The following is a 24809-nucleotide window of genomic DNA, read 5'->3' as shown; positions in this document are numbered from 1 at the left end:
TCTAGTTGCAGGTGGCTCGGAGAGATTATGAGCCACTTACTACTAACGAAGCTTTGGGTGTGCACTGTTCCCAAAATTCCCGATGCTCTGCGTCGGGAATTTTTTCGTTTGGGCTATTTGCCCTACGTCCCACTCGCGTTTAAGAAACGCTATCTTGGCTGGCTGCGAAACCCGGAAAACGATCCGCTCTATCCACTACTAAGCAAAGCCGCTGACGAGATAGTTGGCAGAACACTGAGCGCCCTATTTTTGGGTGAGCCAGCTTACCCGTCTCAGTTAGCCCGTCTTAGTGATGCACCGGTAGCACTCTTCGTCAGAGGTAATGCGGAGCTACTAAGCCTGCCGCAGTTAGCGGTAGTGGGAAGTAGGCGTTGCAGCGCCCATGCTGCGGCAGTTTGCCGACGCTGGTTACCGATGGTCAGCCAGGCAAATATCGCTATCACTAGTGGAATGGCCCTAGGTGTTGATGGTCTTGCTCACCAAGCTGCGTTAGCGGCCGGCGGGGCAACCATCGCGGTCATGGGCTCAGGCATCGATTACTGTTATCCCCCTCAGCACCAGGATCTCTATCATCGTATTATTCAAGCCGGTTGTCTGGTGAGTGAGCGTCTGGGTGACGTTCCTCCCCGGCACTTTGACTTCCCTCGTCGTAATCGCATTATTGCGGGCTTAGCGGCGAGTACCTTAGTGGTAGAGGCGAGACTTCGATCCGGTAGTTTAATCACTGCTGATCTGGCGGCGCGCTTTGGACGAGAAGTTCTGGCAGTGAGTGCCAGCCCACTTGATGCCGCGGCGTTAGGATGTCTTGAACTAATCCGGAGCGGCGCCCGCCCAGCGCTATCCCCAGAATGCCTAATTGAAAGTGTCATCGAGCAGGGGCATTGGAACAATCAACCCACCCAACAACTCTTGCTCGCCTTGGCTTCTGGTGGTGTTTCAAGCGATGAGATTGCCAATCACACTGCCTTAACAATGCCTGATGTCATCGCTGAGTTGGCAACATTAGAGGCCGAAGGGAAGGTTGAGCATCGAAGCGGTTTGTGGTTTCCAACGCATGTGGGCTAGCGTATGAGCAGCTTGCTCACCGCCGAACCCCGGATGAGATCGGCACCGCGTGTGTGTTCATCGATGAAACGCAATTCGACCATCGCCCACAAACCCGCAACAGGTGTTACAATCTCACATCGGCGAAGATTGAGTACCAGAATGACGGACAACAGCAAGTATGAGTAGCACCCCACTAAGCGCCTCTACTCGGGCGAGAATTATTGAGCTCTACCAATCTGATGGGGTCTTCGCGTACCCTACGGAAGCCGTTTGGGGGTTGGGATGTAACCCCTTCAGTCGTACTGCGGTGGAGCGGATTCTGGCACTAAAAAAACGCCCAGTGGATAAGGGCTTAATTATTGTGGCGGCCGAGTTATCTCAGCTTGAGGCGCATCTTGAATTAACGCCAGAAATCGTAGCTCGCATCACCACTGCACAGGTGCGCTCAACCACCTGGTTGGTCCCCTGCTCGGCGTCTATGCCAAACTGGGTTCGCGGCGCACACACTCAAGTAGCCGTTCGCTTTAGCACCCACCCGCTAGTAAAATTGTTGTGTGAAAGCGTGGCTGGTCCCATCATTTCAACCTCGGCCAATCCAGCTGGATTGGCAGAAGCATTGACTGAAACCGAGGCAAAGGCCTATTTCGGTGAAGGTTTAGATTACTACGTGGGGGGCAGCCTGGGAGATGATCCCCGCCCGTCACAGATTATTGATAGTCAATCCGGCGCGATTATACGCAGCTGAGTTAGGAGACCTATGAACAACTCAATCAACATTGAATCGGTCAAGCAGTGGCTGCTTGCCCTGCAGGATTCTATCTGTGAAGGCCTAGAGGTTTGCGACCAAAAAGCGACCTTTCAAGAAGATGCCTGGACTAAGCCCAGCGGCGGCGGTGGCCGTACTCGTGTCATTACGGACGGCAATATTATTGAGAAGGGTGGCGTAAACTTCTCCCACGTATTTGGTGACAACCTACCACCATCCGCTTCCGCAGCGCGGCCAGAATTAGCTGGACGATCATTTCAGGCCATGGGTGTTTCCTTGGTCATTCACCCGCATAACCCGAAAGCGCCCACCTCACATGCGAATGTCCGTTTCTTTGTTGCTGAAAAGGAAGGCGAGGAGCCGGTTTGGTGGTTTGGCGGTGGTTTTGATCTCACCCCAAGCTATGGCTTCGAGGAAGACTGTATTCATTGGCACCAAGTGGCGAAAGATGCCTGTGATCCGTTCGGTGAGGACATTTATCCCGAATTGAAGACCTGGTGTGATAACTACTTCTATTTAAAGCATCGTGACGAAACCCGAGGAATCGGCGGGTTGTTCTTTGATGATTGGACCCGAGGAGGGTTTGAGCAGGCCTTTGCGTTCACTCAATCCGTGGGCGAAGCCTATATCCCGGCTATTGTACCTATTCTCGGAAAACGTGCCATGATGCCATTCACCGAAGTCCAGCGCGACTTCCAGCTGTATCGTCGTGGGCGCTATGTGGAATTTAATTTAGTGTTCGATCGTGGTACGTTGTTTGGCTTGCAGTCGGGCGGCAGAACCGAGTCCATCTTGATGTCTCTACCGCCGCTCGCTCGCTGGGAATATAATTACCAGCCGGAAGCTGACTCAGCGGAAGCGAAACTAACCGAGTATTTCTTAAAACCACAAAATTGGTTAAAGGTGTCATGAAAAAATTTCTTGTTCTTGGAAACCCAATCAAACATTCGCAATCGCCTGCTATTCACCAGCAGTTTGCTCAGCAATTGGGGTTGGAAATCAGCTATGACAAAGCCGAAGTGCCACTTGATGACTTCGCCAACTTTGTGAAAACCTTCTTTGCCGAAGGTGGCGAGGGGCTTAATGTTACCTTGCCCTTCAAGGAGCAAACATTTGCCCTAGCCGATGTTGTTAGCCCTAGTGCGAAGGCCGCTCGGGCGGCGAACACCTTAAAAATGAAAAATGGCGAGCTACATGCCTATAACACTGATGGGCGAGGCATGCTTCAGGATATCACTCACCGTTTAGGCTGGTCAGTGCGCGACAAGCGCATCCTGATTGTCGGCGCTGGCGGCGCTGTGCGAGGGATTTTGCAGCCATTGCTGTCGGCAAGCCCGGAAGAGGTGATTATCGTAAACCGCACCTTCGAAAAGGCGCAGAGGTTGGCAGCTGAGTTTGGCGTATACGCCCAGCCAATCGATCAGATTGAAGGAAGTTTTGACCTAATTATCAATGCCACTAGTGCCGGTTTGGACGGTTCAGATATTTCATTGTCGGCTACCATCGTGGCGGCACATACACAGTGCTATGACATGCTATATCAGAGTGCTGAGACGCCATTTATGTCTTGGGCGAAGTGTTGTGGTGTGAATGAAGTTAGCAATGGATTAGGTATGCTGGTTGAGCAGGCTGCATTATCGTTCAACATTTGGCACCGCCAAGCACCGGATACTCGCCCTGTCTTTGATATTATCCGCAAAGAACTTAAGCTTTAATTACCTGCAGCGAGCTCATTTAAGTAGTCATCTTTCAGTTTGACGTAGTTACCGGCAGTATACTTGAAGAATTTACGCTCCTTGTCAGTTAAGGGGCGCGCCTGCTTGGCGGGACTCCCCATGTACACATAGCCTGATTCAAGTCGCTTCCCCGGTGGCACCAAGGTACCGGCACCAATTACCACTTGATCTTCGACCACCGCGCCATCTAACACCGTTGCACCAATGCCTATCAGTACCTCATTGCCAATGGTACAGCCGTGTAAACACGCTTGATGACCAATAGTGACGTCGCTCCCTATAGTAAGCGGGTAACCATCGGGGTTAAAGGGCCCAGCGTGGGTGATGTGCAGAATTGCGCCGTCTTGAACCGAGGTTCGTTCGCCAATACGAATTCGATGCATATCGCCGCGAATAACGGCCATCGGCCAAACCGAGGAATCGTCACCGAGTATGACATCACCGATAATTCGTGAGCGATCATCAACCAATACACGTGCTCCCAACACGGGCTGGCTACCTTTGTGGCTAGTTATGGCTTCTTTCATGCTGCACCCATTGTAAGCTGACTAATTGCCCCCATAATAACCTGTAAGCAAACGACAAAAAACTGAAAAGGCTGTTTATGACGAATCCACTCATTGGTCCGCAAGCAACACCTCCCTTCAATCAATTCCCAATTGATCAGGTAGAGACGACTATTAACGCAATGCTCAGCGATGCGCGCGCGCAGGTAGCGAAGTTTGAAGTGGAGCAAACCATTGATTGGCATTGGTTGGAACGTATAGAGGCGCTCGATGACGAACTGAGCCGAGCTTGGTCGCCCGTCTCTCATCTCAATAATGTCTGTTCTACCGATGAACTACGTAGCGCTCACGATAACTGCATTCAGGCATTAACAGCTTGGCACACCGAACGCGGTCAAAATGAAAAGCTGTTCAAGTGTTATCAACAGTTGGCGGATCGGACAGACGGCACCGTGGCGCAACGCACCACGGTTGAGCATGCGCTTCGTGGGTTTAAGCTCTCGGGCATCGGCTTGCCCGCTGAACAACAGCAACGCATTGCCCAGATTAAGCAAAACTTGGCTCAACTGAGTAATGACTTCTCCAACAATTTGCTTGATTGTACCCAAGCTTGGACCGAGCACCATGAGGATGCTAGCGAACTAGCGGGCCTGCCCGCGGCCAACCTGGCAGTAGCCAAGGCAGCGGCTGAAGCCAAATCATTAGCTGGCTACCTCCTGACTCTAGATGCCCCGCAATATATGGCAGTCATGATGTTTGCTGACCATCGCGCGCTGCGCGAGAGGTTGCACAGAGCCTTTGTTTCCCGTGCTTCAAGTGCACCACATCATGATGCTAAAACCGATAACAGTGACAACGTACAGCAGATCCTAACCGCCCGTGGCGAGCTCGCTGAGCTGTTAGGTTTTGACAACTATGCGCAACTCAGCCTGGCCACCAAAATGGCCGAAAGTGAGGAGCAGGTGCTCAACCTACTAAATGATCTTGCGCAGCGTTCTTCTGCGCAGGCGAAGACAGAATTCGCCGAGGTCGAAGATTTCGCGGCAGAGCTGGGCTTGACGCCGGTTCAACCCTGGGATGTGGCTTACGTTTCGGAGAAGATTCGTCAACAGAACTACCAACTGTCACAGGAAGAGCTTCGCCCCTATTTCCCGGTTGATCGGGTAGTAAGTGGTCTGTTCGCAGTAGTGAAGCGTTTGTTCAATGTGGATATCCAGCGTGACGACACCGTAGCGACTTGGCACCAGGACGTGGGCTATTACCAACTCGTTAAACAGGGGCAGCCCATCGCCAGCTTCTACTTCGATCTTTTTGCCCGTGAAGGTAAGCGTGGTGGTGCCTGGATGGACGATTGCCGAGTGCGCCGTGTGGACTCAAGCGGCACACAGCTTCCAGTGGCCTACTTAACCTGTAACTTCACGCCGCCAAGTGATGAAATTCCGAGCCTGTTGTCGCACGACGAAGTCACCACGCTATTCCATGAGTTTGGCCACGGTTTACACCATATGTTGACCGAAATTGATGTGCCGGCCGTATCAGGTATTAACGGCGTAGCATGGGATGCGGTTGAGCTTCCCTCGCAACTACTTGAGAACTGGTGCTGGGAGCCAGAGGTCATTCCGCTCATTTCAGCTCACTACGAGAGTGGCGAAGCCTTACCTCAACCGTTGCTGGAGAAGCTGCTCGCGGCGAAGAACTTTCAGTCGGCGCTGTTCATGGTACGCCAGTTGGAATTTGCTATTTACGACTTCGAGCTGCATGCAGAAACGCGGGCTGACGGAACACCAAATGCGATGGCAAAGTTGGCGGAAATTCGCTCGCGCTTATCCATTGTTCCTGCCGTGGCGGAGAATGCTTTTCCGCTGTCATTTGCGCATATTTTCGCCGGTGGTTATGCGGCCGGCTACTACAGTTATAAGTGGGCTGAAGTGTTGTCAGCAGACGCCTATTCGCTTTTCGAGGAGTTGGGGATCTTTAGCGAGGCAGCCGCAGCTCAATTGTTTAATTGCATTCTAAGCCGGGGTGGATCGGAACCAGCAGCGGATCTCTATCGAGAGTTTAGAGGTCGCGATGCAACGATCGATGCCCTACTTCGCCATAGCGGAATTGAGGAAGCTCATGTTTAAGTCAAATAAGCGTTTCATTGCGGGTGCCGTGTGTCCTAAATGTAAGGCGCAGGATCGACTGGTAATGTATCGCGAGGATGAAACTAACTATCGCGAATGCATAGAGTGTGGTTTTAAGGATGAGATGCATATACATTCTGCCGGTGGCGAGTTAGAAACACGGGTAAATCGTACCGAAGAAGAGAAGCAGTCAGCGGTGCAGATTATTGATCTCTCGGGATTGAAAAAATAGCGGGCAGCGCAGCTTATCGCCAACCACCGCTGACTGAAGTCTAAGACCGAGGGCGAACGGGGAATCAATGCAAAGCAACTCGCAACAGTTTAAGCGCGGCTCACTCGCGATGATGCCGCTAAGCCTCATTGTGCTGCCTTGGGGTGTGCTTACCGGTTCACTGGCAATGGATGCGGGGCTAAGCGAATTGAGTGCCGCGGCGATGAGCCTGCTGGTGTTCGCCGGCGCCGCGCAATTGGTAGCCCTGGGGTTAATCAAAGCCGGCGCAGGGATCTTTACCATCCTTCTCACTACGCTGTTCATTACCTCTCGGCACTTCCTCTATGGCGTGGCAATGCGATCAAAAATAGCTAACAGGCCGTTGAAGTGGCGCCTCTCTCTGGGCTTTCTTCTAACCGATGAGCTGTTTGCAGTCTGTGGTATGCAGCGTGATGAAGATTTCAATCATTGGTTTGCCCTAGGTGCTGGATTGAGCTTCTATATTGCTTGGAATCTATCAACCATGGCGGGTATTGTTTTGGCCTCTCAAGTACCGGAGCTCTCCGAGTATGGCTTGGAGTTTGCCATTGCTGCCATCTTTATCGCCATGGTCGCGCCGGGGGTAAAAACTTGGGCTGCGATGACCGCGGTGATTGTCTCCCTAGTGCTATCGGTAGTATTTAGTTTCTTCGCGATACCTGCCGCTATTGTGTTGGCAAGTTTGCTTGCAATGGCCTGCGCCTACGGAGTAGATAGCTGGGAGCGAAAGCAATGATTTGGCTGATCATCCTTGCCATGCTGGCTATTGTCTTCGCCAGCCGATACGTCTTTCTGGAGCCTCGACTACCCATCCGGCTAGGAACCAGAACTCAGCGTTTCCTCTCCTTCACCGCTCCAGCGGTAATGACAGCTATTTGGGCTCCCATTGTTTTTATTCAAGAGCAGCAGCTAGTGGTCTCGCTCTTCAATCCTTACTTGGTCGGTGCGCTCGTCACCGCCGCCGTGGCGTTCAAAACCAAGCGAACACTGTTGGCTGCGGTGCTGGGGATTTTGGCATTTTCTGGGTTGATGCTGATTTCTTAGCCCTTAGCCCTTAGCCCTTAGCCCTTAGCCCTTAGCCCTTAGCCCTTAGCCCTCGGCCCTCAGCGACGAAAAACCATCTCTGTCTAGCCTTAAGCCAGTGCCCGGTCATCAACGCGCTTCTGCTAGCGTTTAGTGCGATAAATGCCAGCCAAAGGCCATCATTTCCCCAAGTTTGGCTGACGTAAAAAACGCTGAGATAAATGATTACACTAACTATCATAATATTGCGCATCGCGGCGTATTCACCCGCGCCGATATATAAGCCATCAAGTTGATAGCTGAGGATGGATACCAGTGGTATCAAAACAACCCAGGGCAGCGCTTCGTTCGCCACTTCCAGGATGTCTGCCTGCTGGGTGAAAAGGTTTAGGATCTCGCTGCCCGCTAAGTAATACACTAGGCTGATTATTAGCGCACACACCAGCGCCCAAACTAGCGCTGCGCCCGTGTGGGTCCTGAAAGCGCGTTGGTCCTTGTTTCCAATGAATCTGCCGGCCAAGCTCTCGGTAGCATGAGCAAAGGCATCCAGCGCGAAGGCACTCGCAGCAACTAGCTGATACAGGATGGCATTGGCGGCAAGGGTCAATTCGCCCAGGCGAGCGCCTTGAGAGGTAAAGAATGCAATAGCAAAGAGCAATAGTAAGGTACGAACAAATAGCGCGCTGTTGGCTTGGATAAGTTGTCGCCACCCTGCCAGCCAATTTTTGGGTTGAGCTAGCTGAAACTTTCGTCGGTAGTGCAATAAATAGGCTGCGGCAATTAATACTCCTACGTATTCCGCGATAACGCTCGCCAAGGCGGCTCCCTCGGCACCCCAACCAAACACTAGTACAAAGATCAGATCGCCGAGGATATTAAGCAGGTTTGTGCCTACGGCAATCACTAGGGTTGCCTTGGCGTTGCCAATTCCCAGTAGCCAACCCACCGCGACATAGGTTGCTAGCACAGCAGGCATGCTAAATAATCGAATGGCAAGATAGTTGTTAGCAATAGCGCTGGTGGCTGAGTTGGCTCCCATGGCTGAAATGGCCGGTGAACGCCAAAGCCATTGGCTTAGTAATACGACTGTTGAGATCAGCAGGGCTAGGCATAGCCCCTGCATAATAAGGCGCGATAACTGTTCATTATTATTGGCGCCAAATGCATTAGCCGTTAATCCAGTGGTGCCCATTCGGAGAAAGCCAAAGCCCCAATACACAAAGGATAGAATCGCGGTGGCAAGGGCCACTGCGGCGAGGTCTGTGGGCGCATCAAGGTGCCCTAGAACGGCGGTATCCACAAAACCTAATAGCGGAATTGAGAGGTTTGTGACCAACATTGGGCCGGCTAATGCCCAAACGCTACGGTGTGTCTTTGTGATCACAAAACCTCCAGTAAATGTTCGAAATATAGACAATAGGCTTAAAAATCAAACACTTTGATCAAATAAAAAGCGAAATTGGTATCTAGTTTAATTATTTTTTGTTCGTTATACTCGAACTGTTTTCTATCACAGTAGAAAACTTTCTCCTTTCCGAGCTGTAGACAGGTTAGGCGTTAGTCCCCGCACGAGGTGGTGTTGACGTATGCGGCTCAAACCAAACTACAATCGCCCTCTTTCCGTGCAGGACTGTGCTTGAAACTACCCAAAGTTATAACGCAATAGTCATAAAAATAAGTGCATGGAGACAGAGGGAATGTTCAAAAAGGACAAGAAGGGCCTCTATTCCTTAGTGGTCGCCGCTTTTGCATCGTGTTCCGCGATGGCCGAAGAAGGTGCTCGCTGGGGTTTAAATATGACCGAAGGTGTCTCGGATACAAGTCGAGAGATCTACGGTTTGCACATGGATATATTCTGGTGGTGTGTTGGCATCGGTGTCGTTGTTTTCGGCGTGATGTTCTACAGCATGATTGCTCACCGGAGAAGTGTTCGTAAAGAAGCTTCACAATTCCATGAAAGTACAACGCTAGAAATTGCTTGGACGGTGATTCCAGTCATCATTCTCGTCATTATGGCATTACCAGCAACTAAGACCTTAGTTGATATCTACGACACCTCTGATTCGGAAATCGATATTCAAATTACCGGTTACCAATGGAAGTGGCGCTACGACTATGTGGGTCAAGATGTCAGCTTCTTCTCAAATTTGCGTACTTCGCAGAATGAGATTCAGGGCGTAGCCCAGAAAGGCGAGCACTATCTGCTTGAAGTCGACGAGCCACTCGTTGTCCCTACCGGTAAAAAGATTCGCTTCATTATTACCGCTAACGACGTTATCCACGCATGGTGGGTGCCGGCATTGGCAGTAAAGAAAGATGCGATTCCCGGTTATAACAACGAAGCGTGGACCGTTATTGATGAGCCGGGTATTTACCGCGGTCAGTGTGCGGAGCTCTGCGGTCGTGACCACGGATTTATGCCAATTGTGGTGCAAGCCTTAGATCAGGCTGACTACGATGCTTGGCTTGCTGAAAAGCGCCAAGAGGCAGAGACTCTACGTGAGTTGATGGCGCAGAACTTTAGCTTTGAAGAGCTAATGGAGCGCGGTGAAGCCGTGTATCAGCGCAACTGTGCTGCCTGTCATGGCCCTAACGGTGAAGGCGGTGTGGGTAAAGCCATTGCGGGAAGTGCTATTGTTCGCGGTGACATCAATGCCCAGCTAGATTTGTTGGTGAATGGTGTTCCCGGTACGGCGATGCAGGCCTTTGGCAACCAACTTAATGATCTCGATATGGCCGCTGTGCTGACCTATACCCGAAGTGCTTTCGGTAACAATATGGGTGACAGCATGCAAGCCGTAGACGTTTATCAATACAAAGCAGCGCAGTAGCGGGAGGATATGATGGCAGAACATCACGGGCCTGCTAAAGGCATCACGCGTTGGTTGTATACAACCAACCATAAAGACATCGGTTCGATGTACCTCTGGTTCAGCTTTGCTATGTTCCTACTGGGCGGCATGTTCGCACTAGTAATTCGAGCAGAGCTATTTCAACCAGGTTTACAGCTCGTCGATCCGGGCTTTTTCAACCAAATGACAACCATGCATGGTCTCGTCATGGTATTCGGGGCAGTCATGCCAGCCTTCGTTGGCTTGGCAAACTGGCTTATACCCATGATGGTTGGTGCGCCAGACATGGCACTACCCCGCATGAACAACTGGAGTTTTTGGATTCTACCCTTTGCGTTTGCAATGATGGTAGCCACACTCTTCATGGATGGCGGCGGCCCTAACTTCGGTTGGACCTTCTATGCGCCATTATCAACCACCTATGCACCACCAAGTGTTACCTTCTTTATCTTTGCCGTCCATATCATGGGTGCGTCGTCTATCATGGGTGCGATTAATATTATCGCGACCATTTTGAACATGCGTGCACCGGGCATGACGCTGATGAAGATGCCGCTGTTTGTTTGGACGTGGTTAATTACTGCTTACCTTCTGATTGCAGTGATGCCGGTTCTTGCGGGTGTGGTAACAATGATGTTGTTCGACATTCACTTCGGCACGGCGTTCTTTGATGCACGTGGTGGCGGTGACCCAGTCCTGTTCCAGCACATCTTCTGGTTCTTCGGACACCCTGAAGTTTACATCATGATCTTACCGGCCTTCGGTATTGTCTCGGCAATTATTCCAACCTTTGCGCGCAAGCCATTGTTTGGTTATGCGTCCATGGTATACGCCACGGCCTCTATTGCCATTTTGAGCTTCATTGTTTGGGCTCACCATATGTTCACGGTGGGAATTCCAGTAGCGGGCGAACTCTTCTTTATGTACGCAACCATGTTGATTGCGGTACCTACGGGAGTGAAGGTGTTCAACTGGATCACTACGATGTTCCGGGGTTCCATTACCTTCGAGACGCCGATGCTGTTCTCAATCGCGTTTGTGATTTTATTCACCATTGGCGGTCTATCTGGGCTGATGTTGGCCATTGCGCCAGCTGACTTCCAGTACCACGATACTTACTTCGTGGTTGCTCACTTCCACTATGTACTGGTTCCGGGCGCAATCTTCTCGATCTTCGCCGCGGTGTATTACTGGTTGCCAAAGTGGTGTGGACACTATGTGGATGAGGCTTTAGGTAAGACGCACTTTTGGTTAAGTTTCATTGGCTTGAACATCACGTTCTTCCCAATGCACTTTGTTGGCTTAGCGGGTATGCCGCGTCGTATTCCAGACTACGCGCTGCAGTTTGCTGACTTCAACCAAATCTCAACTATAGGCGCCTTCATCTTTGGCTTCTCGCAAGTGTTCTTCCTCTTTGTGGTGGTTAAGACCATTCGCAATGGTAAGAAGGCTACGGCGAAGGTTTGGGATAGTGCTGAGGGTCTAGAATGGACGGTTGATAGTCCAGCCCCTTACCACACCTTCACTACACCACCTAAGGTTTAGGAGAGGGCGATATGAGCGATAAGCAAAACAAGCAAATTCAACGTCAGGTGGCCAAACTGTCCATTGTTGTGGTTGCCATGTTCGCTTTCGTTTTTGTTGTAATGGTGCCCCTGTACAACCTCTTTTGCGAGGTAACGGGGCTCAACGGTAAAACGGGTGGGCCGTACCAGGCAGAGCAAGTTGTCGTTGATGAGTCCAGAACCATTCGAGTTCAGATGATTTCAATGAACAACGAGGAAATGCCTTGGCAGTTTGGCCCAGAAGTGACGGAAGTCTTTGTTCACCCAGGGGAGCAGGTGCAAGTTAATTACTTGGCCACCAATCCAACGGGTAAGGAAATGGTCGCACAAGCAGTACCGAGTGTGCTGCCGTTTCGAGCAAGTAGTTACTTTCATAAAACTGAATGCTTTTGCTTCAACCAACAGACGTTGGCCGCAGGTGAAAGTATTGAGATGCCGTTGGTGTTTATTGTTGATCCCGAAGTCCCGGACAACGTGAGTACCATTACCCTGTCGTACACAATATTTGACGTTTCACCGGCGCGCGCGTCGGTGGGCGCAAAATAAAGGAGACTGATTATGTCTGCTGAAGGAACGTATTACGTACCGGAACAAAGCAAGCTGCCAATTTTGGCGTCGCTAGCGTTGTTCTTAACTGTGTTTGGCGCTGGTTTATGGCTAAATGGATCAAGTAACGGCCCCTGGGTTTTCGCCTTTGGTGGGCTGTTTTTTTCCGGTGTTTTGTATAGCTGGTTTGCCACTGCGGCGCGAGAAAACCTTGCGGGGATGAACTCTGCGCAGCTCAAGCGCTCCTATGTTTGGGGTATGGGCTGGTTTATCTTTTCCGAAGTGATGTTCTTTGCTGCCTTCTTTGGCGCACTGTTTTACGTGCGCGCCTTTGCACTACCGTGGTTAGGTGGTGAAGGCGATAAAGCAGTGACTAATGAACTTTGGAACGGGTTTCAGGCAACCTGGCCGCTGATGGTAACACCTGACCAGGCAGCTAACGGCGATAGTGCAATGTTCAAAGGCCCGGGCGAAGTGATTCCCTGGAACGGTTTGCCTTTGCTCAATACTATCCTACTGTTGCTATCCAGTGTGACGGTTCACTTTGCACACCATGCCTTAAAGCATGATCAGCGCAAGAAGTTCCACAACTGGCTAATTGCCACGCTGATCCTGGGTGTTGCTTTCCTATTCTTCCAGGCGGAAGAATACTGGGTAGCCTATACGCAGTTGGGGCTGACGCTTGAGTCTGGAATCTATGGTTCAACCTTCTTCTTACTTACCGGCTTCCATGGTCTGCACGTAACTTTGGGTACCTTCATGCTGTTTGTTCAGCTGGTGCGCAGTTATCGAGGCCACTTTAAAGCTGATGACCACTTCGGCTTTGAAGCGTCTAGCTGGTACTGGCACTTTGTTGATGTAGTCTGGGTAGGTTTATTTATCTTCGTTTACGTATTGGTATAAGTAAATCAGAGGGCCGGCGTGATCGGCCCTTTTATTTCCTAGTAGCGATTAGACCACGGTGCACCCACTTGTAGCTGACCACTCCAGATGCCGTAGGCTGTGGTGCCAATAAGCGCGGCGGCCAGAGCAATACGTATACCGAGTGCCCACATTAGGCGCTTTTTATTGCTTGAAGCGTGATCCTTCATTAGGAAGACGAAGCCACTGGTGAGTGAAATCACCATAGCGACAAACAAAATTGCGATAAGAAGTTTAAGCACGATTTCCGCTCCAACATAAAATGTGTGATGAGGTATTAAAGCACATGCTAAGTCAAAATCCTGCAACAATTCGTCGACTGCACTGGTCTTTCCATGTGCTGTGTTTGGCGTTGTTGATCCTGCTGATTAACCTCGGTTTTTGGCAGCTACAACGCGCGGACTGGCGAGCAGAACAATGGCAGGCTTTGGAGCAACAATTGCAGCAGCCGGCAGCGAGGCTTGCTCAGATGGACAGCTATCCTGTACACCGCTTGGTCGAAACGCAGGGGCAATGGCTGAACGAAGAGGCGTTACTGTTGCAGAATAGAACCTATGACGGTCAGGCTGGCGTAGAAGTCTTAGTTCCGTTTCGGACTAATGAAGGGCTGGTGTTAGTGAATCGCGGCTTTGTAGGTTGGAATTACGGTGCGTCGCTACCTGCCATCAGCGCTGCGAAGAATTCGAAAGTGCTTGGGCGAATAGCGCCCGTGGATCAAAATCCAGTATTAAATCAGCGTGTCGACACCGCTAGTACCCTTGTTCAGACGCGTGATCTAAAGGTGCTTTCGGACCGTTTAGGCGCCCCGATAATTACCGAGATAAGGTTAGTTGCTGAGCATCCCGATGCACTAGCGACCAACTGGCAGTTCAATCGAATTGGCCCAGAAAAACACCTTGGCTATGCTGTGCAGTGGTTTTGCATGAGCTTTGCTTTGCTAATCCTCTGGATTGTGGTATTCATAAGAAGTAAAAAAAATAATAATAATGGAGAGGTTCATGCAGATGTACGCTGAAGATTCCCTCACCGAGGCAACGATACGATCAAACAGGCGCAAGCTTGCTGTTCTACTGATCATTCCCCTGGTGGTTCTCGCTACGGCTTATGCAGTTTTCTATACTGGTTTTGGTGTGCCGACTGGCACCACTAATAAAGGTGAGCTAATTCAGCCCCCTATTGCCACGGAAGACTTTGTCTACAACAAACTCGACGGCAGTTTATATACGCCTGAGTCGCTTTGGCACATGGTTATTCCTGTGTTGGGAGACTGCAGTACTGCGTGTCGAGACACCCTATACACCACACGACAAGTTCATTTGCGCCAGGGCAAACGTGCGATTGATATTGACCGTATCGCTGTACTTACTAGCCCACCAACGGCCGAGTTCGTGGCGTTTATGGAAGCCGAGCACCCGGGCACAACTATGGTGATGGCGAATCAAGCGCAATGGGCGCTCGTCAGTGAGCCAACACAGCTTGCGGACGGTGACTATTTTCTGGTTGATCCGCGCGGTTGGCTAATGATGGCATATCGCAGCGAGCACACCGGCGAAGACTTGCTCTTCGATCTGAAAAAGCTAGTTCGCTAAGGGGGGCCTCAATGAACGAAAAAATTGCTCTCGCCCGCAAAGTAGTGATCGCGGCGCTCGTCATTACCGCGCTAGCGGTGAATTTAGGTGCTTTTACCCGATTGGTCGATGCAGGCCTAGGTTGTCCAGACTGGCCAGGCTGCTACGGACATGTGCTATGGCCCACCGAAGCCGATGAGGTCATTGCGGCGAACCAAGCCTTCCCTGATACCCCCGTAGAAGCGGATAAGACTTGGCCGGAGATGGTTCATCGCTACTTCGCCTCTGCGGTAGGTCTATTCATCATTGGCTTGGTATTACTCTGCTGGCGTAACGGCCCGCGCAAGTTATCGATTGGTTTGCTCTTTATGGTCCTGCTCCAAGGCGCCTTTGGTGCCTGGACGGTCACCTTAAAGCTTTGGCCTCAAGTGGTCACACTTCATCTTTTGGGGGGCTTCACAACGCTGGCGTTGCTATGGCTACTTTTCCAAAGGCTATGGCGGTTTAAGTGGCCGCAAAACAGCGGCTTGGTGGCACTTAAACGATTAGCCGTGGTGGCTACCGTTGCAGTAGTGCTTCAGGTGGCCTTAGGCGGCTGGACCTCCTCCAACTATGCGGCATTAGCCTGTACGGACTTGCCCACCTGTCATGGCTATTGGCTACCGACTGCGGATTACCAAGAGGGCTTCGACATCTTTCAGGAGATTGGCCCTAACTATTTAGGCGGTCAGCTAGATAATGATGCGCGAATAGCGATTCACTTCAGTCATCGTGTTGGCGCTATCGTCGTCACGTTGATTCTTCTAACCCTATTACTGAAGGTTTGGCGAGCGGGTGATCACCTTGCCCGTCGCTGGGTATTGGCAACGGGATTGGTTTTGGGTGCGCAGATTGCGTTGGGCTTAAGTAACATTATCTTCGCCCTGCCCCTAGCTGTGGCGGTATTACATAACGCCGGTGGTGCCGCCTTATTGCTTTGCCTGGTTACCCTAGATCACCGCCTATTCACGATGACAACAAACGCGCAGCACGCTGCCGTGGAGCAACGAGCATGACGCAAACTACGAGTATCCCAGCGCGGCCAATGTGGCGCGATTATCTGGAGTTGAGTAAACCGAATGTAGTGGCCTTGATGATCGTCACGTCGGCAATTGGCATGGTGTTATCAACACCGGGACTAATCCCCTTGGATGTTTTCGTACTGGGCAATCTTGGGATTGCGCTGTGCGCTGGCTCTGCTGCTGCGGTGAATCATCTTGTTGATCAGCGCATTGATACCAAGATGGCTCGCACCCAAAATCGACCAGTAGCCACTGGACGACTTACTACCACCCAAGGCGTGCTCTTCGCACTCATTACCGGTGGCCTAGGAATGGGTATTCTGTTCGCTTTTATTAATGCGCTTACCGCTTGGTTAACCTTTGCCTCCCTGCTGGGTTACGCGGTGGTGTACACCTTATACCTTAAGCGAGCGACCCCACAGAATATTGTTATTGGTGGATTAGCCGGCGCGGCACCACCACTATTAGGTTGGGTGGCGGTAACGGGTGAAATTCATCCTCACGCGTTGCTGTTGGTGCTAGTGATTTATATCTGGACGCCGCCGCATTTCTGGGCGCTCGCTATTCACCGTCGTGATGATTATGCCAAAGCGGACATTCCCATGCTGCCGGTAACGCACGGTATTCCCTACACCAAACTCCACGTACTGCTATATACCGTGATCTTGCTACTGGTAACCCTGTTACCTTGGCTGACGGGGATGTTTGGACTGCTCTACCTCGCAGCGGCTGTGGTATTGGGCGCTGGTTTTCTCTACTGGAGCTTGATTTTATATTTCGATAAGCACCCCAATGCGGGTATGGAAACCTTTAAGTATTCCATTGTGTATCTGTTGGTGTTGTTCGTGGCCATGATTTTGGACCACTACTTAATGACGCCAACCTTCAGCATTCAAGCTAATGGAGCCCTAGTATGACCGCAGCAGTAACTCATCAACAATCAAAGGGCATTAAGTGGACCTTAGTGCTTACCATAGGCTTTTCGTTACTGATGCTGATTGGCTTCTTCTGGAAGTTTACGCAGCCGCGGGTGCTTTCTACGCCTGAATTACGCGCCAATAATGCGTTCGTCTTTGATACCGCGCGGATACCTCGCCCCTTTCAACTCTTGGATGAATCGGGCGCTCCCGCTGACAATACGATCTTTGAGGGCAAATGGACCTTGGCGTTTTTCGGTTTTGTAAATTGCCCCGACATCTGCCCGTCAGCCATGGCTCAGATGCGTGATATGAAGGCGATGCTCGAGAACCAAGGTAGGGCCGAGAATGTCCAGTTTATGTTGGTTAGCGTAGACCCAGACCGAGACAGTGCCGAGATACTTGGTCCCTACGTTCGCTTCTTCGACGAAGATTTCCGTGGTTTAACCGGTGAGTACTTGCAGGTAAAGCAGCTAGCGGCTGACTTCAACGTGGCCTTTAATAAGGTCTATGCCGATGACACTTACTACTCCGTCGATCACAGTGGCAACATCGCCCTGATTAATCCTTATGGCCACTATCAGGGCTTCTTCAAGCCGCCCTTCCTGCCAACTCAGCTGGTCTTAACGTTCAATTCTATCCGCCAATCCTGGCGCGGTTAGGTTGCGGTGAGTGGCTAGTGAATGCTAGCCACTGCTGCCATCAACACGAAACCAATAATCACGAAGTTGAAATCACGGCGATTACAGCAGCGATTAATCAAGGTAGCGCGGGTTAAACCGTGCAGTGTCCCGAGGTATAGGAAAGTACCTGCGGCAAAGGCATTAAAAGACGGCTCTAGCAGTTGAGCGGTACTACTAGCGCTAGCGTCAGCCGTTAATACTCCAGCGATCAATCCCAGAGGGAAGGCAAAGGCGAATAGGCCGAAGGCAACGAGGTTGCTTTGCAGTGTCTTGCCACTTTGTACTAGCTTTACGGCAAGTGCGAAGCTTGCAGCCCATTTGTGGGCTATTACAGCAACCATAATAATGATGGCGGTGCTCAGATGATCTGTGGAACCCAGCGCTGCACCGGCGAGTACGGAGTGGATAGAGAGAACGGCTGTGGATAACCATGCATAGGCTGGACTATTGGCGTGGTGATGATCCGCAAGGTGGGTACCTAAGTGTTCCAACCAAAGCAGCAGCAAAAAGACGATTCCAGCACCCACAAACGCAAACGGGTAGTGATAGCCTAGATTATGAAATGCCTCATTCGCTTCCGGCAGCATATGTAGTAGTGCCGCGCCCAGGAAAATGCCGCAGGCAAGCGCCTCACCCGTAGAGTAATCAACGCCAATGCGCTTGCGATGTTGATGTCGAAACGGCGGCAAACCCGCCAGCCAGGTGACAATGAATACCAGTACGGCAAAACCGACCAACATTAAGGTGTGATCCATGGGTGAATCTCTTCGCGATGATTAATGAAATTGCACGGAGTATATCAACAGTATTGTGCAATATCGCTAGGATGTGCAATTAATTGCGCCAATCTGCGGCGCAGCTGATAGGCAGATTTCAAACGTCGACCGGTCTGTTGCAGCTCATCTTCACGGCGAGATAGCCAAAAGCGCATCATGGCGACCCTAGAAACTAACCACCATAGCGACTGCTCCTGGCTAGTAACTGGGCGGACCGCGTGATAGCGTGAAACTAGCTGCTGCAGCTTTTGGGCATCGTAGTCGTTATGCCGCTCATCCCAGCACCAGTCGTTGGCCACAATAGCGAGATCAAGCAGGAAAACATCTGTAGCAGAGAAATAGAAGTCGATGACGGCCGACAGTTGGCCATCATGGAACAGGGCATTGTCGTGAAATAGATCCGCATGGACAATTCCGCTAGGCAATGAGCTAATTGAATCGAGGTGTTGAAGGTGGTCAGCAAATTGCTGATCCACTAATTCCTGTTCCGCCGTTTCCAAGCCTTGATAGATAGTCTCCGCGGTACGCTGCATCCATCCGAGTCCTCGGGTGTTTACGTGGTGTAAGGAGGGTGGGCGTACGTGGCTGAGGTGCATCGCAGCGAGGAATTCACCCGCTTGACCGCACTGATCCGCAGTGGGTTGAGTCACATGACCGCCTTCGGCGCGCGGAAATAGCAAGGCCGCTTTGGCCTCAAAATACACCACGGCATTGTCTTCGACAGTTCGATACGGACACGGAACCGCCAAGCCTCGTTCGGCAAGCTTCGTGGTCAGTTCGATAAAGAAGGGTAAATCATCGGCGCTAAGATATTCAAAAATGGTGAGAACCGTTTCTTCAATCTCACCGTTACGGCTGAAATCCACGAAGTAGGTGGTATTTTCGATCCCATCTTCAATACCGCGAAACGAGACCACCTCACCAAGATTAAAGGGTTCGCACAGTAACTCAAGCTGTGCGGTGGTGAGTTGGGTGTAAACGGCCATGAAAGGTCTCCGAGATTCAATCCGATAGTGCGATAGTAACACCAAGCGATTAACGAAAATAGCCACCGAAGAGGCTGATAATCATTGTAAATCGCGTTATTCTTTAGCTTAAATTTTATCGGTAGTGAATTCTATGACTCAGGCCACAACGCCCCTCGTTCTCGTTGACGGTTCCTCTTACCTCTATCGCGCTTTTCACGCGATGCCGCCTCTAAACAATTCCAAGGGCCAACCCACTGGCGCCGTTAAAGGTGTTATCAATATGATGCGGCGGCTGCTTAAGGATTACCCCGGTAGTCCGGTGGCCGTGGTCTTTGACGCCAAAGGTAAGACCTTCCGTGACGAACGCTACAGTGAATACAAAGCGCAGCGCCCACCGATGCCCGACGACTTGCGTTCACAGATTCAGCCTATCCACGACATTATTGATGCCATGGGTCTACCACGCATCGTCGTGGAAGGTGTGGAAGCGGATGATGTGATCGGCACTCTAGCTCGAGAAGCTTCAGAGAAAGGCATTCATACCATTATCTCCACCGGAGATAAGGATATGGCTCAGTTGGTCAATGAATTCGTCACCCTTGAGAACACCATGACGGAAACTAAGTTGGACCCTGCCGGTGTCGTTGAGAAATTCGGTGTTGGCCCAGAATTAATTATCGATTTACTCGCGCTGATGGGCGATAAGGCCGATAACATACCGGGCGTTCCGGGAGTGGGCGAAAAGACCGCGCTGGGGTTGATTCAAGGGTTGGGCAGTATTGCGCAAATATATGAACGACTCGACGAGGTAGCAACACTCGGTTTTCGAGGTGCCAAGACCATGGCTCCTAAGCTTGAGGCGAATCGCGAGGCCGCAGAAATGTCCTACTGGTTGGCCACCATCAAACTGGATTGTGAGTTGGCAGTAGGCGCTGAAGATCTGGCAGTTAACGAACCTGATAACGAGCGCTTGGCTGAACTCTACGAAGCCATGGAGTTCAAGACCTGGATCCGCGAGTTAGGTGGTACCGTAACCAGTGCCGCCGCCGAGCCTGCAGCGCCCGTTGCTGCGGCACCGGTAAATGTGGAGTATGAAACCGTTTTGACGCAAGCCGCCTTCGATGAATGGCTTGCACTGCTTCAGAGTTCGCCCCTGATTGCCTTCGATACTGAGACCACAAGTCTCAACTACATGGAAGCGCAGATTGTGGGCGTTTCCTTCTCGGTAGAGTCTGGCAAAGCTGCGTATGTGCCGGTAGCCCATGACTATCTCGATGCGCCAAAGCAGCTAGATAGAGATGCCGTGTTACAGGCACTCAAACCCATCCTCGAAGATCCGAATAAGCAAATTGTTGGGCAGAACCTCAAATATGATCAGAATGTTCTCGCTCGTTACGATATCCAAATTGCTAACATTTGCTTTGACACCATGTTGGAGAGCTATGTTCTCAATAGCGTGGGTTCCAAACATGACATGGACACCTTGGCGGATCGACACCTTGGGGTGAAGACTACTTCCTTTGAAGAAATTGCCGGCAAAGGCGCTAAACAGTTGCGCTTTAATCAGATTGATATCACCACGGCAGCGCCCTACGCAGCAGAAGATGCGGATATCACCCTGCGACTACATCAACAATTATTCGGTCAGCTGTTAACCCAACCTTCACTGCTCTCGCTTTATAACCGCGTTGAGCGCCCGTTGGTAGATGTGTTGTCACGTATCGAACGGACAGGGGTAATGATCGATCCCGCACAGCTGGCGAAGCAAAGTATTGAATTGGGCGAAACGATTAGTCGTTTGGAAGTGCAGGCTCATGAGATTGCGGGTGAGACCTTTAATCTAGGTTCAACCAAGCAGCTGGGCGAGATTCTGTATAATAAGCTTGGCATCCCAGTAAAGAAGAAAACACCGAAAGGAGCGCCATCCACGGCCGAACCTGCTCTGATTGAGTTAGCTGAGGAGTATGAGCTACCGCAGGTGATCCTGCAGTACCGCAGTGCTACCAAATTAAAGTCTACCTATGTGGATAAGTTGCCGCAGCTCATTAACCCTAGCACTAACCGTGTACACACAAGTTATCATCAGGCGGTCACCGCGACAGGGCGCTTATCGAGCTCGGATCCAAATTTGCAAAATATCCCTATTCGCACTGCTGAAGGCCGCCGCATCCGGCAGGCCTTTGTGGCGCCACCGGGTTATGTGATGTTGGCTGCAGATTACTCCCAAGTTGAATTGCGTATTATGGCGCACCTATCTGGGGATAAAGGCCTGATTGCGGCATTCTCAGCGGGCGAGGATATTCACCGTGCTACCGCCGCAGAGGTCTTCGGCCTGCTGCCTATGGAAGTGGATGCGGAGAGCCGCCGCAAAGCGAAAGCCATCAACTTTGGTTTGATCTACGGAATGGGTGCCTTTGGCCTAGCTAAACAAATTAACGTTGGTCGCAAAGATGCTCAAGCTTACATTGAGCGTTACTTCGAGCGTTACCCAGGCGTGGCAGATTATATGGAGCGAATTCGCGCCCAAGCAGCAGATCAAGGGTATGTAGAAACATTGTATGGGCGCAGGCTTTATCTACCCGACATCAATAGCACCAATGGCATGCGTCGCCAAGCGGCAGAGCGAACTGCTATTAACGCACCGATGCAGGGTACGGCTGCGGATATCATTAAACGTGCCATGATCGCGGTGGATAAGTGGCTGGTGGCGGACGATGTTGATGCCCGGGTGGTGATGCAGGTTCACGATGAGCTCGTACTTGAGGTCAAAGAAGAACAGGCGCAGCAGGTTGCTATTTCACTCTGTAAAATCATGTCACAAGCGGCAGATTTGGATGTGCCATTAGTCGCCGATTACGGTATTGGAATGAACTGGGATGAGGCACATTAATCTTTTTTTAAAAAAGTCTGAACTTTCTTAAAACTCGCGTTGTCTTATAAACAGTTATTCATTAATCCCTAATGTTTACGTCCCCAGATATTCAACCCTAGCATTTGCTAGGGTTTTTTTTGCCTGGCGTTTAGAAACGCCTGGGTGGTTACTTACTGGTTTAGATGTTTCGTGACGGCTTCGCCTACCGCGTGTGCGCTAGCTGGATTTTGGCCGGTGATCACTCTATCGTCTTCTACCACAAAGCTACCCCAAGGCTGCACTTTACTATAGCGCGCTGCGTTCCGTGCGAGTGCTTCTTCCAGTAGGAATGGGATATTCGTAATGGTGCCGTAATCAACCTCTTCCTCGCGGGTGAAGCCTGTTACGGCGGTATGCGCGAGTAATTTCTCGCCATTACTTAGTGTGATAGGAAGAAGCGCCGCTGGACCATGGCAGACCGCCGCCACAATACCGCCCTCTTCATAGTGCTTAGCACTTATCGCAGCAAAGTCTTCGTTCTCTGCTAGATCAGATAAGAGACCAAACCCGCCCGGGTAGAAGATGGCATCGTAGGCATCACCATCAACCTGTGCCACCGGTATCGAGTTGGCTAGCTTGGCCTGCAAAGTGGCGTCCGCTAAGAGTTGGGTGTTGACCGCGTCTTCCGGCATGTCGGTACCATAAACCGGAACTGCGCCGCCGGAGATTGAGGCGATGTCATAGTCAAAACCGGCATCAAGAAAAACCTGTAGTGCATGGGTAAGTTCTGGTGCGAAAGTACCGTTAGCTTCGTCAGTGGTGCCCAGCGTTGCGTGGTTGGTTACTGGAATAAGAATCTTTTTCACTGTTGTACCCTCTTTATTCAATGCAATGACTAGTGTCCTGCTGGACAGCGTGAGCGTAGGGTACGCGAGTCATTTTTTTTCGATACTGTTACAAATAACTAGATCCGATCTGAGTGAGGTATCGTGCCCTCTCTATTGTAGCGTATAGAGAAGGCGTGAGTTCAGCTTGCAGAGAGGACGACAAGGGCTCTCGCTGAGAAGGGCGCAACCTACTTGCTAGGCTTTGCTTTCGTAGGTCGATAATGCTTGGTCATACCATCAAGCACACTGCGTAAAAACTGATCTAGGCAGGAGCGATAGTTCTTGTGTCCGGGTCTGCGGAATAGCGCACTAAGCTCGTGTTTGCTGACCTTGAGGTCCGCGAGCTTAAGCATCTCTAAGAGGTCGTCAGCTTGAAGATTGAGTGCAATCTTCAGCTTGCGCAGCACGATATTATTGGTCATCTTTTGCTCAGGCTCAGGAATTCGCTCATCGCGGGCGCCACGATTCTTGATTATCAAGCCATTTAGGAAGCGTGCCAACATGTCATCCGGGCAGCGCACGAAGTTATCTTCCTCTTCCCGAGCTAACCAAGTATGTAGCTCTTCCTTCGAACTTTCATGGCCACCAAGTTTGAAGATTTCCAGCGTAACTGGGTCACTGAAGTCGAACATATAGCGCACGCGGCGCAAAATATCGTTAGTAATGATAAGTGTAGCTCCCTAAGTGTAGGACTTAGTCTGCGTAAACAGGTTGTGCTTTAAGTTCCACGTAAAGGGTAAGGATGTTGTTATCAACAAGCTCATCTATGTGGCTATTAAGCGTTGGTAGCGTGATGGCTACAGCAGTTTCTTCAGATTGGCCGAACTTACAGTCAAAGCGCCAGTAATTTGCGCCAGACGGAAGCGCCTTAGCGCGTTCGCGCTTGAGGTATTTCTTTATTTCGTGCTTTACCGAATCAACCACGCGAGGCACCTTGATCTTAGGGTGTTCAAGATTAAACGTCTTTTTCATAGGAATCCTTAGGAAGTGGCCACTCAATGCAAGGCATGAAAAGCCTGGCAGTTAACTATCTATTGGGGCGCATTCTAACACTTCTGGCGCAATACGCTGCTATTACCCAAGCTATTTAAGTTCAAGCAGATAAGCTTTTACCCCTACAACTAGTATTAGCACTGCGTGCTGAAGTGTAGATGAATAAGGGGCGTTAGCGAGTAGCGTGAGGAACTTGGGAATTTAACGGATTTCATCCCCAGTACTTTCGTCCTCAATGCTTTCGTTTGACGCCGCAAGCTTCTCGCGATCTGCCTTTGTGATGTACTTTGGCTTAGTGGAGGGCGAGAGCTTGGCGTTGGCTTTCTTCTTTTTGGCGAGGAAGAGTTGCTTGGCTTTTTTTCGACGGTTTACCATCGACGACCTCTCGACGAGAATTCCGCCGCTTTGCGCTCACGTTCCTGACGCAGCCGTTCAGCATCTTCCAAACTCAACTCTGCGGGCTCGCCTGGCTTCTGATAAGACGGGACAATTCGATCACGGGGTGGATACTGAAATTGCTCGTCGGTTGCTCTGGGTAAGCTCTTGAATTCATACAGGTAGAATGCTTCAACCTTCTCTCGCGCCCACTGAGTTTTCTTCAGAAACTTAATACTCGACTCAATACTGGGATTCGTCTTGAAGCAATTAATATTCAGGTAGGCGAAAAGAATTTCAAAACCATAGTGCGCCACGATTTCGGCAACGAGCGTCTCGAGCTTTAAGCCGTGCAGTGGGTTGGCCTTGTAGTCAATATTTGAGGTCATAGG

Annotated in this window: 28 protein-coding genes; 18 read left to right on the top strand and 10 right to left on the bottom strand. The window is 50.8% G+C overall.

What is annotated here, in order from left to right:
* Positions 1–27 precede the first annotated feature (27 nt).
* The 4 genes from dprA (at position 28) to aroE (ending at position 3528) form a co-directional block, all read left to right on the top strand.
* Positions 28–1065: a DNA-processing protein DprA gene (gene dprA / locus Q0698_RS02335; protein ID WP_298633320.1), complete on the top strand. Its 1038-nt coding sequence runs from the start codon at positions 28–30 to the stop codon at positions 1063–1065.
* 160 nt (positions 1066–1225) lie between these two features.
* Entirely contained in the window at positions 1226–1792 is a 567-nt protein-coding gene (locus tag Q0698_RS02330; RefSeq protein WP_298633318.1) for a Sua5/YciO/YrdC/YwlC family protein, read from the top strand.
* 12 nt (positions 1793–1804) lie between these two features.
* Positions 1805–2725: an oxygen-dependent coproporphyrinogen oxidase gene (gene hemF / locus Q0698_RS02325; protein ID WP_298633316.1), complete on the top strand. Its 921-nt coding sequence runs from the start codon at positions 1805–1807 to the stop codon at positions 2723–2725.
* On the top strand, positions 2722–3528 hold the full coding sequence (aroE, locus tag Q0698_RS02320; protein WP_298633314.1) for a shikimate dehydrogenase: 807 nt from the start codon (positions 2722–2724) through the stop codon (positions 3526–3528). The genes hemF and aroE overlap by 4 nt, the downstream gene beginning before the upstream one ends.
* Here aroE and Q0698_RS02315 read toward each other — a convergent pair.
* Positions 3525–4076, bottom strand: coding sequence for a gamma carbonic anhydrase family protein (locus Q0698_RS02315; protein ID WP_298633312.1), 552 nt, complete (start codon positions 4074–4076; stop codon positions 3525–3527). The two genes, aroE and Q0698_RS02315, sit on opposite strands and share 4 nt — an antisense overlap.
* A gap of 77 nt (positions 4077–4153) precedes the next feature.
* Here Q0698_RS02315 and Q0698_RS02310 point away from each other — a divergent pair, with 77 nt between their 5' ends.
* The 4 genes from Q0698_RS02310 to Q0698_RS02295 all read left to right on the top strand — a co-directional run bounded on the left by Q0698_RS02310 (position 4154) and on the right by Q0698_RS02295 (position 7475).
* Positions 4154–6181: a M3 family metallopeptidase gene (locus Q0698_RS02310; protein ID WP_298633310.1), complete on the top strand. Its 2028-nt coding sequence runs from the start codon at positions 4154–4156 to the stop codon at positions 6179–6181.
* Positions 6174–6413 carry a YheV family putative zinc ribbon protein gene (locus tag Q0698_RS02305; RefSeq protein WP_298633308.1) on the top strand — a complete coding sequence of 80 codons (240 nt, stop codon included), beginning with the start codon at positions 6174–6176 and terminating at the stop codon, positions 6411–6413. The genes Q0698_RS02310 and Q0698_RS02305 overlap by 8 nt, the downstream gene beginning before the upstream one ends.
* Before the next feature lie 67 nt (positions 6414–6480).
* Positions 6481–7167, top strand: a complete 687-nt coding sequence (locus Q0698_RS02300; RefSeq protein WP_298633306.1) for an AzlC family ABC transporter permease — start codon at positions 6481–6483, stop codon at positions 7165–7167.
* Entirely contained in the window at positions 7164–7475 is a 312-nt protein-coding gene (locus Q0698_RS02295) for an AzlD domain-containing protein (protein ID WP_298633304.1), read from the top strand. Before Q0698_RS02300 ends, Q0698_RS02295 begins: the two co-directional genes overlap by 4 nt.
* A 31-nt stretch (positions 7476–7506) precedes the next feature.
* On the opposite strand, the gene Q0698_RS02290 is transcribed toward Q0698_RS02295, so the two are convergent.
* On the bottom strand, positions 7507–8838 hold the full coding sequence (locus Q0698_RS02290) for an MATE family efflux transporter (protein WP_298633302.1): 1332 nt from the start codon (positions 8836–8838) through the stop codon (positions 7507–7509).
* Between the two features lie 313 nt (positions 8839–9151).
* Between Q0698_RS02290 and coxB the strand changes: the two genes are divergently transcribed.
* From coxB to Q0698_RS02270, 4 genes are read left to right on the top strand one after another with little or no spacing between them, the layout of a single operon-like run.
* Positions 9152–10285 (top strand): cytochrome c oxidase subunit II, encoded by a 1134-nt coding sequence (gene coxB / locus Q0698_RS02285; protein ID WP_298633300.1) that lies wholly within the window; start codon positions 9152–9154, stop codon positions 10283–10285.
* A 12-nt stretch (positions 10286–10297) separates the two neighbouring features.
* Entirely contained in the window at positions 10298–11851 is a 1554-nt protein-coding gene (gene ctaD, locus Q0698_RS02280) for a cytochrome c oxidase subunit I (protein WP_298633299.1), read from the top strand.
* Between the two features lie 11 nt (positions 11852–11862).
* A complete protein-coding gene (locus tag Q0698_RS02275; protein ID WP_298633297.1) occupies positions 11863–12417 on the top strand; it encodes a cytochrome c oxidase assembly protein in 555 nt (184 codons plus the stop codon).
* Between the two features lie 12 nt (positions 12418–12429).
* Positions 12430–13320 (top strand): cytochrome c oxidase subunit 3, encoded by an 891-nt coding sequence (locus Q0698_RS02270; protein ID WP_298633295.1) that lies wholly within the window; start codon positions 12430–12432, stop codon positions 13318–13320.
* A gap of 38 nt (positions 13321–13358) precedes the next feature.
* Here the strand turns inward: Q0698_RS02270 and Q0698_RS02265 are convergent, their stop codons facing one another.
* Positions 13359–13580: a DUF2909 domain-containing protein gene (locus tag Q0698_RS02265; RefSeq protein WP_298633293.1), complete on the bottom strand. Its 222-nt coding sequence runs from the start codon at positions 13578–13580 to the stop codon at positions 13359–13361.
* A 44-nt stretch (positions 13581–13624) separates the two neighbouring features.
* On the opposite strand from Q0698_RS02265, the gene Q0698_RS02260 reads away from it, so the two are divergent.
* Genes Q0698_RS02260 through Q0698_RS02240 form a run of 5 tightly spaced genes read left to right on the top strand, consistent with a single transcriptional unit; the run spans position 13625 to position 17546 of the window.
* Positions 13625–14353, top strand: coding sequence for an SURF1 family protein (locus tag Q0698_RS02260; RefSeq protein ID WP_298633291.1), 729 nt, complete (start codon positions 13625–13627; stop codon positions 14351–14353).
* The gene (locus Q0698_RS02255; protein ID WP_298633289.1) at positions 14337–14927 is read left to right on the top strand and encodes a hypothetical protein; all 591 of its coding nucleotides are present in this window, start codon (positions 14337–14339) and stop codon (positions 14925–14927) included. The genes Q0698_RS02260 and Q0698_RS02255 overlap by 17 nt, the downstream gene beginning before the upstream one ends.
* 11 nt (positions 14928–14938) lie before the next feature.
* Complete coding sequence (locus Q0698_RS02250; RefSeq protein ID WP_298633287.1) at positions 14939–15961, top strand: COX15/CtaA family protein; 1023 nt, start codon at positions 14939–14941, stop codon at positions 15959–15961.
* On the top strand, positions 15958–16884 hold the full coding sequence (cyoE, locus tag Q0698_RS02245; protein WP_298633285.1) for a heme o synthase: 927 nt from the start codon (positions 15958–15960) through the stop codon (positions 16882–16884). The genes Q0698_RS02250 and cyoE overlap by 4 nt, the downstream gene beginning before the upstream one ends.
* Positions 16881–17546 (top strand): SCO family protein, encoded by a 666-nt coding sequence (locus tag Q0698_RS02240; RefSeq protein WP_298633284.1) that lies wholly within the window; start codon positions 16881–16883, stop codon positions 17544–17546. The genes cyoE and Q0698_RS02240 overlap by 4 nt, the downstream gene beginning before the upstream one ends.
* 14 nt (positions 17547–17560) lie before the next feature.
* On the opposite strand, the gene Q0698_RS02235 is transcribed toward Q0698_RS02240, so the two are convergent.
* Positions 17561–18322 carry a ZIP family metal transporter gene (locus Q0698_RS02235; protein WP_298633282.1) on the bottom strand — a complete coding sequence of 254 codons (762 nt, stop codon included), beginning with the start codon at positions 18320–18322 and terminating at the stop codon, positions 17561–17563.
* A 44-nt stretch (positions 18323–18366) separates the two neighbouring features.
* Complete coding sequence (locus Q0698_RS02230) at positions 18367–19329, bottom strand: homoserine kinase (RefSeq protein ID WP_298633280.1); 963 nt, start codon at positions 19327–19329, stop codon at positions 18367–18369.
* Between the two features lie 133 nt (positions 19330–19462).
* Between Q0698_RS02230 and polA the strand changes: the two genes are divergently transcribed.
* The gene (gene polA / locus Q0698_RS02225) at positions 19463–22201 is read left to right on the top strand and encodes a DNA polymerase I (RefSeq protein WP_298633278.1); all 2739 of its coding nucleotides are present in this window, start codon (positions 19463–19465) and stop codon (positions 22199–22201) included.
* Positions 22202–22353: 152 nt separating this feature from the next.
* On the opposite strand, the gene Q0698_RS02220 is transcribed toward polA, so the two are convergent.
* From Q0698_RS02220 to Q0698_RS02200, 5 genes are all read right to left on the bottom strand, one after another.
* Complete coding sequence (locus Q0698_RS02220) at positions 22354–23028, bottom strand: type 1 glutamine amidotransferase domain-containing protein (protein ID WP_298633276.1); 675 nt, start codon at positions 23026–23028, stop codon at positions 22354–22356.
* Positions 23029–23237: 209 nt separating this feature from the next.
* Entirely contained in the window at positions 23238–23699 is a 462-nt protein-coding gene (locus Q0698_RS02215; RefSeq protein WP_298633274.1) for a DUF1456 family protein, read from the bottom strand.
* 43 nt (positions 23700–23742) lie between these two features.
* Positions 23743–24021 (bottom strand): DUF6172 family protein, encoded by a 279-nt coding sequence (locus tag Q0698_RS02210; RefSeq protein WP_298633272.1) that lies wholly within the window; start codon positions 24019–24021, stop codon positions 23743–23745.
* A gap of 222 nt (positions 24022–24243) precedes the next feature.
* On the bottom strand, positions 24244–24417 hold the full coding sequence (locus Q0698_RS02205) for a DUF2986 domain-containing protein (RefSeq protein ID WP_298633270.1): 174 nt from the start codon (positions 24415–24417) through the stop codon (positions 24244–24246).
* Positions 24411–24806, bottom strand: coding sequence for a VF530 family DNA-binding protein (locus tag Q0698_RS02200; RefSeq protein WP_298633268.1), 396 nt, complete (start codon positions 24804–24806; stop codon positions 24411–24413). The genes Q0698_RS02205 and Q0698_RS02200 overlap by 7 nt, the downstream gene beginning before the upstream one ends.
* Positions 24807–24809: the final 3 nt, after the last annotated feature.

The organism is uncultured Umboniibacter sp. (assembly GCF_947497555.1).
GTDB lineage: Bacteria > Pseudomonadota > Gammaproteobacteria > Pseudomonadales > DSM-25080 > Umboniibacter.
This window is presented reverse-complemented; position numbering and strand designations above follow the sequence as displayed.